The organism is Ruegeria sp. N4 (genome assembly GCF_056531425.1).
In genome coordinates this window covers 129,717-142,616 of the sequence record NZ_JBQFLT010000012.1, presented here as the reverse complement: position 1 = coordinate 142,616, position 12,900 = coordinate 129,717, and the positions used below count along the sequence as shown (strand labels likewise).

At 59.0% G+C, this 12,900-nt stretch carries 18 protein-coding genes and 1 tRNA gene; 3 read left to right on the top strand and 16 right to left on the bottom strand.

All coding sequences use genetic code 11. The features are described from left to right. Positions 1-25: 25 nt before the first annotated feature. The 15 genes from ACR0LW_RS17340 to ACR0LW_RS17270 all read right to left on the bottom strand — a co-directional run bounded on the left by ACR0LW_RS17340 (position 26) and on the right by ACR0LW_RS17270 (position 9,354). Entirely contained in the window at positions 26-208 is a 183-nt protein-coding gene (locus ACR0LW_RS17340; RefSeq protein ID WP_480883549.1) for a DNA gyrase inhibitor YacG, read from the bottom strand. Further along, positions 205-1,227, bottom strand: coding sequence for a ribonuclease E/G (locus ACR0LW_RS17335; RefSeq protein ID WP_480883547.1), 1,023 nt, complete (start codon positions 1,225-1,227; stop codon positions 205-207). The genes ACR0LW_RS17340 and ACR0LW_RS17335 overlap by 4 nt, the downstream gene beginning before the upstream one ends. Continuing rightward, positions 1,224-1,802: a Maf family protein gene (locus ACR0LW_RS17330; protein WP_480883545.1), complete on the bottom strand. Its 579-nt coding sequence runs from the start codon at positions 1,800-1,802 to the stop codon at positions 1,224-1,226. The genes ACR0LW_RS17335 and ACR0LW_RS17330 overlap by 4 nt, the downstream gene beginning before the upstream one ends. An 11-nt stretch (positions 1,803-1,813) precedes the next feature. After that, positions 1,814-2,032 carry a translation initiation factor IF-1 gene (gene infA / locus ACR0LW_RS17325; RefSeq protein ID WP_005978431.1) on the bottom strand — a complete coding sequence of 73 codons (219 nt, stop codon included), beginning with the start codon at positions 2,030-2,032 and terminating at the stop codon, positions 1,814-1,816. Positions 2,033-2,122: 90 nt separating this feature from the next. Continuing rightward, entirely contained in the window at positions 2,123-2,998 is an 876-nt protein-coding gene (locus tag ACR0LW_RS17320) for a carbon-nitrogen hydrolase family protein (protein ID WP_480883543.1), read from the bottom strand. A 126-nt stretch (positions 2,999-3,124) separates the two neighbouring features. Further along, a complete protein-coding gene (locus ACR0LW_RS17315; protein WP_170521877.1) occupies positions 3,125-3,388 on the bottom strand; it encodes a hypothetical protein in 264 nt (87 codons plus the stop codon). A gap of 167 nt (positions 3,389-3,555) precedes the next feature. Further along, positions 3,556-4,149: a GNAT family N-acetyltransferase gene (locus ACR0LW_RS17310; RefSeq protein WP_480582469.1), complete on the bottom strand. Its 594-nt coding sequence runs from the start codon at positions 4,147-4,149 to the stop codon at positions 3,556-3,558. Then, the gene (locus ACR0LW_RS17305; RefSeq protein WP_480883540.1) at positions 4,142-4,540 is read right to left on the bottom strand and encodes a ketosteroid isomerase-related protein; all 399 of its coding nucleotides are present in this window, start codon (positions 4,538-4,540) and stop codon (positions 4,142-4,144) included. Before ACR0LW_RS17305 ends, ACR0LW_RS17310 begins: the two co-directional genes overlap by 8 nt. Positions 4,541-4,543: 3 nt before the next feature. Further along, complete coding sequence (locus tag ACR0LW_RS17300; RefSeq protein WP_170452411.1) at positions 4,544-4,996, bottom strand: arsenate-mycothiol transferase ArsC; 453 nt, start codon at positions 4,994-4,996, stop codon at positions 4,544-4,546. Between the two features lie 3 nt (positions 4,997-4,999). Next, on the bottom strand, positions 5,000-5,479 hold the full coding sequence (locus ACR0LW_RS17295; RefSeq protein WP_170452413.1) for a UPF0262 family protein: 480 nt from the start codon (positions 5,477-5,479) through the stop codon (positions 5,000-5,002). 99 nt (positions 5,480-5,578) lie between these two features. Further along, entirely contained in the window at positions 5,579-6,880 is a 1,302-nt protein-coding gene (gene hisD, locus ACR0LW_RS17290; protein WP_480883538.1) for a histidinol dehydrogenase, read from the bottom strand. 53 nt (positions 6,881-6,933) lie between these two features. Further along, entirely contained in the window at positions 6,934-7,407 is a 474-nt protein-coding gene (locus ACR0LW_RS17285; protein ID WP_480883536.1) for a GNAT family N-acetyltransferase, read from the bottom strand. Positions 7,408-7,450: 43 nt separating this feature from the next. Continuing rightward, positions 7,451-7,927: a DUF2948 family protein gene (locus ACR0LW_RS17280; RefSeq protein ID WP_480883534.1), complete on the bottom strand. Its 477-nt coding sequence runs from the start codon at positions 7,925-7,927 to the stop codon at positions 7,451-7,453. Continuing rightward, a complete protein-coding gene (gene murA / locus ACR0LW_RS17275) occupies positions 7,924-9,192 on the bottom strand; it encodes a UDP-N-acetylglucosamine 1-carboxyvinyltransferase (RefSeq protein ID WP_480883532.1) in 1,269 nt (422 codons plus the stop codon). The genes ACR0LW_RS17280 and murA overlap by 4 nt, the downstream gene beginning before the upstream one ends. A gap of 6 nt (positions 9,193-9,198) precedes the next feature. After that, positions 9,199-9,354 (bottom strand): hypothetical protein, encoded by a 156-nt coding sequence (locus tag ACR0LW_RS17270; protein ID WP_170521867.1) that lies wholly within the window; start codon positions 9,352-9,354, stop codon positions 9,199-9,201. 83 nt (positions 9,355-9,437) lie between these two features. Between ACR0LW_RS17270 and ACR0LW_RS17265 the strand changes: the two genes are divergently transcribed. Together ACR0LW_RS17265 and ACR0LW_RS17260 are read left to right on the top strand one after the other, a co-directional pair. Next, a tRNA-Thr gene (locus tag ACR0LW_RS17265) sits at positions 9,438-9,512 on the top strand. A gap of 265 nt (positions 9,513-9,777) precedes the next feature. Then, positions 9,778-10,785, top strand: a complete 1,008-nt coding sequence (locus ACR0LW_RS17260) for an endonuclease/exonuclease/phosphatase family protein (RefSeq protein ID WP_480780226.1) — start codon at positions 9,778-9,780, stop codon at positions 10,783-10,785. Positions 10,786-11,079: 294 nt separating this feature from the next. Here the strand turns inward: ACR0LW_RS17260 and ACR0LW_RS17255 are convergent, their stop codons facing one another. Next, positions 11,080-12,030 carry a GlxA family transcriptional regulator gene (locus tag ACR0LW_RS17255; RefSeq protein WP_170521863.1) on the bottom strand — a complete coding sequence of 317 codons (951 nt, stop codon included), beginning with the start codon at positions 12,028-12,030 and terminating at the stop codon, positions 11,080-11,082. A gap of 156 nt (positions 12,031-12,186) precedes the next feature. On the opposite strand from ACR0LW_RS17255, the gene ACR0LW_RS17250 reads away from it, so the two are divergent. Continuing rightward, positions 12,187-12,894 (top strand): GntR family transcriptional regulator, encoded by a 708-nt coding sequence (locus ACR0LW_RS17250; protein ID WP_480883530.1) that lies wholly within the window; start codon positions 12,187-12,189, stop codon positions 12,892-12,894. The last annotated feature ends 6 nt before the right edge of the window (positions 12,895-12,900 follow it).

The window sequence follows — 12,900 nt, the reverse complement described above, 5'->3', positions numbered from 1 at the left end:
TGTCCAGAGGCTTTTTTACATTTTTTCAATGTGGCCGCTGAAGGGCTTCGGGCGCGTCGGAAGTGTCGGCCTCGATGTCCTCTTCGCGTTGCGATGGAACCGCGTATGAGCCTTTGAGCCATTTGGCCAGATCAATATCCGCGCAACGCTTCGAGCAGAAAGGGCGAAAACGGTTCACTGTCTCTTCACCACAGATCGGGCAGCTCATTTCCACACCTCTTTCAAAGGGATACGACCCCTTTTGCGCTGCAGTTCGAAGTGGCCCAGAGGGGTCCAGCCTGCCAGCGTTGTTTCGACGGGGTCATGCCGGAAGGCGGTGCGCAGGGCTTGTTCGAAGCCGCGGCGGTCCTTCTTGGGCATCGGGGCCAGATCCAGCGTGATCTGTCCGCCTAGGCCCCGTACACGCAAGGCGCGGGCTAATTGTTTCGCGCAGGCGAAGTTGGCCTTGGTTCCCGCCGCCAAAGAGGTGTCAGAGCCGGTGTTTACGTCCACTGCCACCAGTGCCCGCGTGGGTTCGATGTACAAGAACCCTCCTCCGGACAAAGGCTCTTTGATACTGCGCGCGGTTTCGAGCGCGTCCAGCACGCCGTGGGTTTCAAACCCGCCAGTCTGAGTGACAACTTCTGCCGGGCCGGTCCAGTCGCGCCATGCAAGCAGATGTGGACCATCCCCTTCGCACAGGGTTTCCGGCTCTGTTCCGGGATCGTTCACCACTTGTTCGGACTGTGCGAGCATGGCGCTGATGTCTTCTGCAATCTCGTCAGCATCGGCCCCGGCGCAACAGGAACGCAGGATCAGCCCGTAGGGACTGTCGCCCATCATCTCATGCGCAATTTCAAGCAGCCGGTCCCGTTCGTCCTCGTCCCTGATACTGCGCGAGATGTTCAGGCCGGGTGCATCGGGTGTGACAATGGCGTAACGGCTTTTGAACAGAACGCGATCCGTGACCGGCAGCGCCTTGCCGTCTTCTGCGTAGCCCGTGACCTGAACCAGCACCAAGGCACCCGGGGCCAGACCCTTCACTTGCCGCAGAAACGCAGGGCCGTCTGGGGTTGTCAGGAACATGCCACCCTGCCCCTTGACCGGGCGATCCGCGCGGGCGCGGTAGATCGTACCGGGGGTTGGCGCGTCGCCAGCGATCAGAAAGTCGTCAAGCTTGCCGTCCACCATCAAGGCCGCAGCTTCGCGGCCTTCTATGTGATCCAGAACAATGGTGCGGCCCTTCATGGCGTTCCTCGATGTAACGGGTAACCGATCGCTTGCAGCAGCCCCGATGTTTCGGCCAAAGGCAGACCAACGATGCCGGTGAATGAACCGGAAATCCAGGGGATGAAAGCGCCCGCCGGACCTTGGATGGCATAAGCTCCAGCCTTGCCTTTCCAGTCCCCTGTTTCAAGGTAGGCGTTGACCTCAGTATCGGACAGACGCTTTACCCGAACCTGCGAAACCACGTCCTTTTGCAGAACACGGTCACCACGGCGTACGGCAACCGAGGTGATGACGCGGTGACGCCGACCGGACAGGGTAAAAAGAAATGCCGCCGCCTCACCTGCATCTTCAGGCTTTCCCAGAATGCGGCGGCCCAAAGCAACCGTGGTATCCGCGCACAGAACGATATCATCGGCATCGGCCTGCACGGCCTGCACTTTTTCGCGTGCGATGCGGCTGCAATAGGGAACCGGCAGTTCCCCCTTCAGCGGCGTTTCGTCGATATCCGGGGGTCGGACAGCATCCGGCTGCACGCCAAGCTGCGCCAGCAGGTCCAGCCGCCTTGGGCTGCCCGATCCTAAGATAAACGCCATTGCGGCAGGCGTTACTTGAAGCGGTAGTTGATCCGACCCTTGGTCAGATCATAGGGGGTCATCTCGACCTGAACCTTGTCGCCGGCCAGAACACGGATGCGGTTCTTGCGCATCTTGCCTGCCGTATGTGCGATGATCTCATGGCCGTTTTCCAGCTCGACCCGAAACGTCGCATTAGGCAGGAGTTCCTTCACGACACCGGGAAATTCGAGCGTATCTTCCTTGGCCATGTTGTCTCCATCGTTACGTTGCACCCGCAGAATCTGCGGGGATGTGCGCTTAAATGAGCCTATTTCGGCCTTATTTCAAGGCCAGAATCATCAAAGCTGAGAGATTGTGGCCGATTCGACTCGGGGGATTTGTTCGTCCCAATGGGTTCGGTTCAGAACATGACCATCGGCGCGGACATTGGCGATGGCGGTCAGATCGACGTCGGCATAAGTCCAGCCGGGCTGGTTCAGGGCACCCTCGGCCAGAACGCCGGTTTGCGGAAAACCCTTGTCGGGCGGGCCAAAGATGCCCCCGGTGCCGGTGTTCATATCTACCGCCTCGGACCAGTCATTGCTGCCGACCAGCGAGGACATCACCGTCACACACTGGTTTTCCAACGCCCGCGACATTGCACCAATCCGAACCCGCCAATAGCCCGAAAGCGCCTCGGTACAGGACGGAACGAGGATGATATCCGCATCGCTCAGCGCGCGGCCCAAAAGGGGAAATTCACTGTCATAGCAGATCAGAATACCGATCTTGCCCAGTGCCGTATCGAACAGTTTGAGCGGACCGCCGGGGACGATGTCCCAGTCTTCACGCTCGAACCGGGTCATGATTTGCTTGTCCTGATGATCCTGCCGGCCGTCCGGCGCATATAGCTCGGCGCGGTTCACAGGACGGCCCGGCCCGGTAATCACCGGCGCCGAGGCACCCAGAATGTACACTTTGTGCTCAGCCGCAAGGCGCTGATGCAGGGCCTGCGCATCCTCCATCCGGTCGGACACCGCCCGGATCGAGCGTTCCAGATCGCCTGCCACCTCGGGCCCGTCCAGTGTCGACAACTCCATCGCACCGTATTCAGGGAAAACCAGAAGCTCGGCCCCCTGCCCTACGGCGTCCGAGACCCAGCGGTCCAGCTTGTCCTCATACTGCGCCCAACTGTCGAGCCAGTCGAGATTGTAGGCGGCGGTGGCGACTTTCATGTCAGCGATCCCAGCTTATCGGTCCGCGGGCGAGACTAATCGTCTATGTCCGAGTTTGTATAGTGAGCATGGGCGCGGAAACGCGAAAACCGTCGATTTGCCAAACAACTTTTGGCCGGTGTTAGGTCAATCGGTCCGTTGGCTGCCCGAAGCCAGACCCCAACTCTCTTCGTACTGCCCCAAAAGCCGCGACATATTCAGCAGGGAATCAAACAATCTGGCGTATACGTCCCGTGACATCATCGGCTTACTGTCATCCAGCACATTCACAAGGTCCACGATGGTTGAGGCGAAACGTTCATAGACCACAGCATCTGCCGCTGTTGGGTCCAATGTCCAAATATCGTGCTCGTCATAATAGCGGGCTGGCTTGGGTTCGTTCTCAATCATTCTGTGACCTCGTTAATCCAAGGCCAACTTGAGGGGAAAACCCTCGCCGACAAGTCTGATGGCAAGAAGTCACAAGATGTTGGCAGGAAAAAAGGTCCAAGCAACAGCCACTTGGACGATCTGGTCGGCTCCGGCTGTCTAAAGGTGTTCCGCCTATCAAGAAATGCCTAAAGATTTCTGATCCAGAACTGCAACGGCTTCAGCGTCTCACCGCCTTCCCCGATATCCTTCCACGAAAACTGCGCAATCACACCCTGCAGGGGCTCATAGCCACGGGCGCGCCAGAATACGTCCAGCGGGCGATAGTTCTCGGGTCTCAATGGGTGATTCGACGGGCGCTGCACGCCGCAAAAGGCGCATTTGGTGAAGCCCAAGGCGCGCGCATGAGCTTCGCGCAAGTCAAAGAACTTATGCCCGACGCCCTGCCCGCGATAGTCAGGCAACAGGACGGATTCCGCACAATAGAAGATCTGCGACAGGTCCAGTCCCGTTCCATCGAACGCCGCCGCGAAATCGTCAGCGTGATCCATCAACGGTGCGCCTGTTGACGCACCAACCAGACGATTCCCATCAAACGCGCCAACAACAATGGCCTTGTCACTGTCACGGTAGGATTGCAGATACGTCCGCTCGTACTCCAGATCGCCATCGTACAAATACGGCCAGGCCCGAAACACCTCGATCCGCAGGCGCGCCACGTCGTCCAGAGCAGCCTCAAGCGCCGCTCCGGTCAGGGCGCGAACCGCAGTGACCTCAGCCATTCGAGACCTGCTTGGTCCAATCCGCAAGGTTGTAGAAGGTGGTGACGCGAGTGATCTTGCCGTCTTTCAGATCGAAGAACGACCCGGCCGGCAAGCGATAGGTCTGACCATGGGCATCCGGCAACCCTTCGTCGGTTTCCAGATAGGTGCCGTTGACGATAAACTCGGCTGCCGCGCGGGTGCCGCCTTCGGCCTCGAACACCACAATGTCGGTCAGGTTCTCGCTATAGCAGCGGTTCATATGGGCGCAGAAAGCCGCGAATTTCTCTTTGCCAACGCGAATCTGGCCTTCGTTCACGTGATGGGCCACGTTATCGGACAAACAGGCCAGCATGCCGTCTACATCCCCGGCGTTGAAGGCATCGAAATAGGTCTGAACGGTCTGGTTCATGGGTCACTCCGTTGGTTCGCCCCAGCGGTCTTTCAGATGCTTGATGATCTGATCGCGGGTCTGTCGGTAGTGGTGTAGCTTTGTTTCGCGCGTCTCACCCATCCCGGTAGGGTCCATTATTGGCCAATAATCGACATCCAGATGAAAAATCCGGGTCAGTTCTAGCGCTTTGCGCTGACTGGCGGGGGACAGGGCGACGATCAGGTCGAAGGAACTGAGGTCATCGCCCCATTCCTCCATCTCGTCGAATGACCGTGAACGATGGCGGGACAGCTCAACATCGATCTCGTGGCAGACCGAGATGCAGAACCCGTCAATCTCAAGATCATTATGCACGCCGGCAGACTGCACATAGGTGCCGGTGCCGTAGAACTTTTTCATGATGCCCTCGGCCATCGGAGACCGAACCGAGTTGTGGTCGCAACAGAACAGGATCGACTGCGGCAGAGGCGTCACCCGTTAGCCTCCGAAATGCAGCACGCAGATCAGCGTGAACAGGCGTCGGGCGGTGTCAGTGTCCACATCGGCCTTGCCCTCAAGCCGCTCCTGCAACACCCGACTGCCTTCGTTGTGGATGCCGCGCCGGGCCATGTCGATGGTCTCGATCTGGCTGGGCGGCAGGGTTTTGACCGCGTTGAAATAGCTTTCGCAAATCTGGAAATAGTCTTTGACCACCTGACGGAACGGGCCAAGCGACAGGTGGAACTCAGCCGCTTTTTCCGCAGCTTCGGTGGCAATGTCGAAAACCAGCCGCTTGTCGCGGATCGACAGTTGCAGATGATACGGCCCGTCCGGCACCTGACGCCCGTCCCGCGCTGGCAGGGCAAAGCTGTTGTCTTCCAACAGATCATAGATGGCGACCTTACGCTCCTGCTCGATCTCGGGGGTCGGCGGGGGCAGGTTACGGTCGTCCAGTTCGATATGCGAAATGCGGGTCATCTTAACGGTCACAATCCTTCACGTCTGCTCAGACCTATAACAACGCATTTCATTGGGCAACGCACAGAAGCGCCATATTCCACAGGTCTTTGCGTCACATCAGCCGTTCAGCCGTTTCAGACGTGCCGACACTGACAATCCATGCGCCTCAAGGCTTTCGGATTGCGCCAGTTGTTCGGCTGCCGGGCCGATGGCACGCAACGCTTCGGGGGTCATCTGGCTTAGCGTCGTGCGTTTGAGGAAGTCCATCACGCTGAGGCCGGACGAGAACCGCGCAGACCGTGCCGTGGGCAGCACGTGGTTGGGGCCGCCCACATAATCGCCAATGGCTTCGGGCGTGTATTGACCCAGAAAGATCGCGCCAGCGTGGATGGTCTTTTCACTCAGCACCACCGGGTCTGCGACACACAGCTCAAGATGTTCAGGGGCAATACGGTTGGACAGCGCGGCGGCTTCATCCAGATCACGCACGGTGATGATCGCGCCAAAATCGCGCCAGCTTGCCCCGGCAATCTCGCGCCGCTGCAGGGTTTCCAGACGTTTATCAACGGCCCGCGCCACGGCCTGTCCGAATGCGGCATCATCCGTGATCAGGATCGACTGCGCGCTTTCGTCATGTTCGGCCTGGCTGAGCAGGTCCAGCGCGATCCAGTCCGGGTCATTGTCCTTGTCGGCAATGACCAGAATCTCGGACGGGCCCGCGATCATGTCGATGCCCACTTTGCCAAAAACCCGCCGCTTGGCAGCCGCGACAAAGGCATTGCCCGGACCTGTGATCTTGTCGACCGGCGCAATGGTCTGCGTGCCATAGGCCAGCGCGGCAACAGCCTGCGCGCCGCCGATGCGATAGATTTCGTCTACGCCTGCCAGTTGCGCCGCCAGCAGAACCAAGGGATTCACCTGACCTCCCGGCGTCGGCACCACGATGGCCAGCCGCTCCACGCCCGCAACCTTTGCTGGTATGGCGTTCATCAGCACGGATGACGGGTAAGAGGCCAACCCGCCCGGCACATAAAGCCCCGCCGCCGAAACCGCCGACCAGCGCCAGCCCAGCGTTGCCCCCGCAGCATCCGTCCATTGCTGATCCTGAGGCATCTGTTTTTGGTGATAGTCACGGATACGCGCAGCCGCCAGTTCCAATGCCGCACGGTCGGCCTCTGATACCTGTGCAACCGCTTCCGTCACCTCTTCGGTCGAAAACGCCATTGTGTCCGGCGTCAGTTGCAGCCGGTCGAATTTGGCAGTCAGCTCGATCACCGCCGCATCGCCGCGCGCCCGGACATCGTCAATGATCCCGGCCACAACTGCATCCACATCCGGGCTGTCCTCGCGCTTGGCGGACAGCAGGGTTTGAAAAGCGGCTTCAAACTCGGGCGATGTGGTATCAAGGAATACGGGCATGATCGGGCACTCCGGAGCGTTTCACGGGGACATATCGCCGGGACCCGCAGGTCTCAACCCTTCTTGGCGGGGTGCAGCGATTTGCGCATGGGAAACTGGGTCATCCCGCGCCAGTCTTCCGGCTCGCCCGCCTGCACCCACCCATATCTCAGGTAAAAGGCGCGCGCGGTATGCGTGGCATCCAAGGACGCTTGTTCACATCCCTGATCTGCAAGTTCTTGCTCCAGCCGCGCCAAAAGCGCCCGACCGATCCCACGACGGACATAAGACGGATCGACGTATAGCAGAGAAATCTTGGACCCCAGCCGCACGCCGCCGACGGCTGCAATCTGCCCGGCCAGTTCCGCGACCCAGACCTCTGACCCGGATTGAATCCATCCCCGAATGGTCTGCGGATCCTTGTTGGCCGTCCACAGGGACAGAAGATGCGGGTCTTTCCCATGATCCGCAGCACAAAGATGGGTGATCGACCGGATCAACACCCGGCTCATCTGGAACACGTCGAACACGGTGGCGCGGCGCAGCACCACCCCCTCGACGGGGTTGGTGAACGCCTGCGATATGCCGCGTTTATTCCGGATGGTTCGGGGCCTGACCGGACGGGGCCTGATAGGGCCGCGTCACGTCTTTGAGCGTTGCTTCAATGGCCTCAACCGTCAGTCGGATCGCTCCATCTCCGGCGAGCGTCAGCATGATCTGACCCGCGCCATCTTCACCGGGTTCAAAATCGACCGACAGCAGGGACATGACCAAATCCGTGTCGCTGCGATCGACACCCTGACTGGCCACCGACATCACGGAATCGAAAACCAACACCGATTGCACCCGCTCGAACGGGCGATCACGGCGCGTGGCTGCGTCCTTGTCCTCCCAGCGGAACCGGTTGAGCAACAGGCCAAACCGGCGCTGCGAAGGATGCCATGTCATCTCTGTCACTGGAAACACGGCGTCCTGCGCGAGGGTTGAGATTACCTGCAGGTCATCCGCATCCTCAGCCCCCAGATTCAGCGGGGCCTCGCGCCCGTCTTCAAAGCTTGCGTCTGTCATTGGCCCTTGATCCGTTCGATTTTGGCACCCACACCTTCCAGCTTGCGCACCACATGTTCATATCCGCGATCCAGATGATAGACCCGGCTGACCGTAGTCTCACCTTCCGCCGCCAGCCCCGCAAGGATCAGCGAGACCGAGGCGCGCAGGTCGGTCGCCATCACGGGCGCACCTTTCAGACGTTCGACACCCGTCACCGTGGCGGTGCCGCCATGTACCTCGATATTCGCACCCATGCGCACGAGTTCGGGCGCATGCATAAAGCGGTTCTCGAAGATACGCTCTTCCAGTACCGAAGTCCCCTCGGCCGTGCACATCAGCGCCATCATCTGCGCCTGCAGATCGGTCGGGAAACCGGGGAAGGGCTCGGTCACCACGTCCACTGCGCGCACCGGTCCGTTTTTGCGGGTCACTTTCAGGCCTTTCTCGGTCTCTGTCACGCTGACGCCCGCTGCATCCAGCTTGGCCGCGAACGAGTCGACCAGAGACATCCGCCCGCCCAGCAGCTCGACCTCGCCGCCGCAAATCGCCGGGGCCAGCATATAGGTGCCCAGCTCGATCCGGTCGGTCACAACCTGATGCGTTGCACCGTGCAGCCGCTCGACCCCCTGAATTTCGATGGTCGAAGTGCCCTCGCCGGAAATCTGCGCCCCCATCTTGCGCAAGCAGTCGACCAGATCGACAATCTCGGGCTCGCGCGCAGCGTTTTTCAGAACCGTAGTGCCCTTGGCCAACGTGGCGGCCATGACGATGTTCTCGGTGGCCCCGACCGAGGCAAAGCGCATCTCGTGCACCGCACCTTTCAACCCGCCCGGTGCCTTGGCGTGCAAATAGCCGTCTTTCAGCTCAATCTCGGCCCCCAGCGCCTCAAGCCCTTCGACATGCAGGTCCATCGGCCGCGCGCCAATCGCACACCCGCCCGGCAGCGACACAACCGCCTGTCCGAACCGCGCCAGCAACGGTCCCAGCACCAGATTCGAGGCGCGCATCTTGCGCACGATGTCATAATCAGCGGTCTGGCTGGTCAGGCTGTGGCTCGACATTGCGATCACCTGCCCGTCCTGCAAAGACGACACCTCGGCCCCCAACGACTGCAACAAGGCGGTCATGGTCTTGATATCACTCAGCCGCGGCGCATTGGTCAGCGTCAGCGGTTCTTCGCTCAACAGCGTTGCAGGCATCAGCGTCAGGCACGCGTTCTTGGCCCCCGCAATCGGTATCTGACCGTTTAGCGGGCCGTTGCCCGTCACCAGAATCGAATCCATCTGCTCTTATCCCTCGTCCTTACCGGCCTTGTCGTCGGATGCCGCCCGCGCCCTGGCCTGCGCCTTGCGCCGCGCCATGTTCGCCTTAAGCGCAGCCTTCAAGCGCTCTTCCCGCGCATCCCCGGATTTGCCGTGTTTTTTAGGTGTATCTTTGTCTGCCATGGTCTTTCTCTACAGGAGGCGAAAAAAACCGTCCAGACACCCTTGCGCCCCGTTTCGTTTGAGTCTAATCACCCGCCCACAGCGCTGCTGTAGCTCAGAGGTAGAGCACTCCCTTGGTAAGGGAGAGGTCGAGAGTTCAATTCTCTCCAGCAGCACCATCCCGCTTTCAGTGTTGTGCAATCCTTGCGAAGCCATGATTTCGCTGGCGGCAATGGTCGCTTCGGGCAATCCTCAGGCAAACCTACCGAATATGACCCTTGAACCGGGTGGTAAACTTGTCCTCAGGGTCCAGTTTTTGCACGAATAGCGATCATGTGGCCCTATCAGAAGATCCGCCATCTGTTCAGCCGTTTGTCTCAAAACGGTATCATTTCTACCCCAATATGATAGCGTTTTTGTATTCATTTCATTGAGGACCACGCCATGCGTTTTGCGACTTTCAACATTGAGAACCTCGACGACGGCACATCAGAAAACAGCACCGCCGCCTTTAATGATCGCGTCAAAATCCTGCAGCCGATGCTGGAAAGACTGCGGGCAGATGTCATCTGTTTTCAGGAAGTTCACGGGCAGGATATGGACAGCGGCCCGCGGCAGCTTCGGGCGCTTGGCACGTTGCTGACGGGCACCAGGTACGAGCAATTTACGCTCTCTTCTACCACGCTGAAAAACAAACCCGATGTCGAAAGATACCGCAATCTGGTTGTTGCGTCCTCGCCCGACATGGCTGTTGAAGAGGTTCGGGAGGTTCAGAACACGCTGGTGAATCCGCCGTCCTATTCGCGGGTCACGGCAACCGGCAATCCGGGTCCTGTGGACGTCAAATGGGAACGTCCGTCCCTTTATGTGCGGTTGAGGAAAGGTCAGGAGGATCCGATCCACATTCTGAACGTCCACTTCAAGTCGAAGATCCCCACTCCGATTCCAGGACAGGGGCCAACAAATTACAAATGGGCCAGCGCGGCGGGTTGGGCCGAAGGGTACTTCATTTCATCCATGAAACGGGTCGGTGCAGCACTGGAGGCGCGTCTGTTTGTCGACGGTATCTTCGAGAATGAGCCGAACGCCAAAATCCTGATCTGCGGCGATTTCAACGCCGAGCCCAACGACGTGCCGATCATGGCCATTCGCGGAACGACCGAAGACACTGGAAACCCCGCGTTGAATGACCGGGTCATGCACCCTGTCGCGCTATCCGTCGCGCAAAGCCGCCGCTTTACCCTGTATCATCACGGAAAGCCCAACCTGCTGGACCATATGCTTGTGTCGCGCCGAATGATGGCAAGTTTTGTGAATGCCGAGATTCATAACGAACTTATCCACGACGAAAGCATCGCCTTCGCAACCGACAGCAAATTCCCAGAATCCGATCACGCACCCATGGTCGCCGAGTTTGACGAAAGCTCTTTCGGGATGTGGGCGGGTGATTGATTTGGGGCCAATTTCGGCGAACTTAGCCGCGATCATCAGCGCCCGATTTCGCGTTTCATATCCAGCATCTGACCTCGTCAAAGTTCAAATGTTAATCATTGTGGCAGAAACTAACGCACAAGTGACATGATCTCGCAATAGTTATGCCAATATCGATATATATCGACACCTAAGCCCGCCGAACGGTTGACTAGTCACATTTTTTAACGAGGGGGTATCTCGGCGGGTTCAGGGGGTGAGCACGCGATTGTCCGATTTTCGGATGATTGCTGTGCTCCCCCCGCCTTGCCGTTCTCAGTCGATCTTGTTTCTTTGCGAATGGGGCGTCACGCCAAAGCTTGACCGGTACACGCGTGAGAAATGGCCGGGATTTTCAAAGCCACAGGCAATGGCGACCTCGGTGATCGAAGCTTCGGTTTGCAACAGCAGTTTCTGCGCCCGCTCCAGCCGCATTTCCATCAGGTATTTCTTGGGCGAGGTGTTGAGGTACTTGCCGAACAAACGCTCTAATTGACGGGTTGAAATGCCCAAGGTCTCGGCAATATCCGAAGGTGAAACCGGCGTTTCGATACTGCCCTGCATGATCTGGATTGCTTTGGCCAGATGCGCATTGCGCATCCCGTTGCGCGACTGAAGCGAGACGCGCTGTTTTGCAGTGGCGTTTCGGACGGCGTTATAGACCATCTGATCGGCCACCTCGATGGCCAGTTCCTCTCCATGGTCCCGCTCAATCAGGTGCAGCATCAGGTCCGCCGTTGCCGTGCCGCCCGAGGCGGTGATGTGTTTTTCGTCAGCCACAAACACGCTGCGCACCAGGTTCACTTCGGGAAACGCTTCCATGAACGCGTCGTGATATTCCCAGTGAATTGCGGCCTGCATCCCGTCCAGAAAACCAGCCTCGGCCAGCAGCCACGCCCCGGAACACAACGCCCCAATTGGTGTTCCCCGCGCCCGTTCGCGCCTGAGAGTGGACAGCAACGGTCGCGTGACGTGATTGCGCATGTGAATGCCCGACAACACGAATAATTGGTCCGTTTTGGTCAGGTCATCCAAACCGCCATGCACCAAAGTCACCAGCTCGTTCGAGCACACCGCACGTTCGCCATCTTCGGACAGCAGGGTCCACTCATATAGCTTTTCATCGCTGACCAGATTGGCAATCCGCAACGGCTCGACCGCGCAGGAAAAGGCGAGGTGCGAAAACTCCTCGACCAGGATGAAGGTGATGTGCCGCGTATGGCGCATGGTGTTTCCAGTTCAATTGGGCAGTTCGCGCCCGAGTCTTTCAAGAAGTGACATGCTGCACGATTTTTTTCTGTATACAAGTTGTATTTTTTTCGAATACAGGTGGTGCACAGCGACCGAATTTGTGATTCGCCCGCGCCAAGCCAGAGGGTCCTGATGAAAGACGATGCCAAGTCCCGCAAAACCGAACTGACCGAGCATCTGAAGGTCGCGATTCTGACGCTGCGCCTGCAACCCGGCACCGATCTGGATGAAGCGCATCTGTCCGATGCGTTTGGCCTGTCCCGGACGCCGCTGCGCGAAGTGTTCAGGCAGTTGGCAGGCGAGGGCTATCTGGATCTGCGCGCCAATCGCAGCGCGCGGGTGTCCGAAATGTCTTACACCACATTGCGCGACTTCTTTCTGGCAGCCCCAATGATCTACGGCGCAATCCTTCGGCTGGCGGCGCAAAACGCCACGCACGCGCAGATGGACGCTTTGAAAGACGCCCAACAGGCCTTTAAGGCAGCGCTGCGGTCGGGGTCTGCCGAGGATCGCGCGCTGGCCAACAACCGCTTTCATGACGTGACTGGAGAGATGTCCGGCAATGTCTACTTGCTGCCGTCGTTTAACCGGTTGCTGATCGATCACGCCCGGATCGGGATGACCTTTTACCGGCCTCAGACGGCCAAGATGTCCGAAAACCTGTCAGAAGCCAGCCGTCAGCACGACGCCATCATCGCCGCCATCGAGGCGGGCGATGAGGCGGCTGCTGCGCAGCTGGCCGAGGACCACTGGAACCTGTCACGCGATCAGATCGAGCTGTTCGTGATGCCTGACGCGCTGGATGTCCCGATGGGCATCCCACTTTCGAAACCTGCATGAGGACGG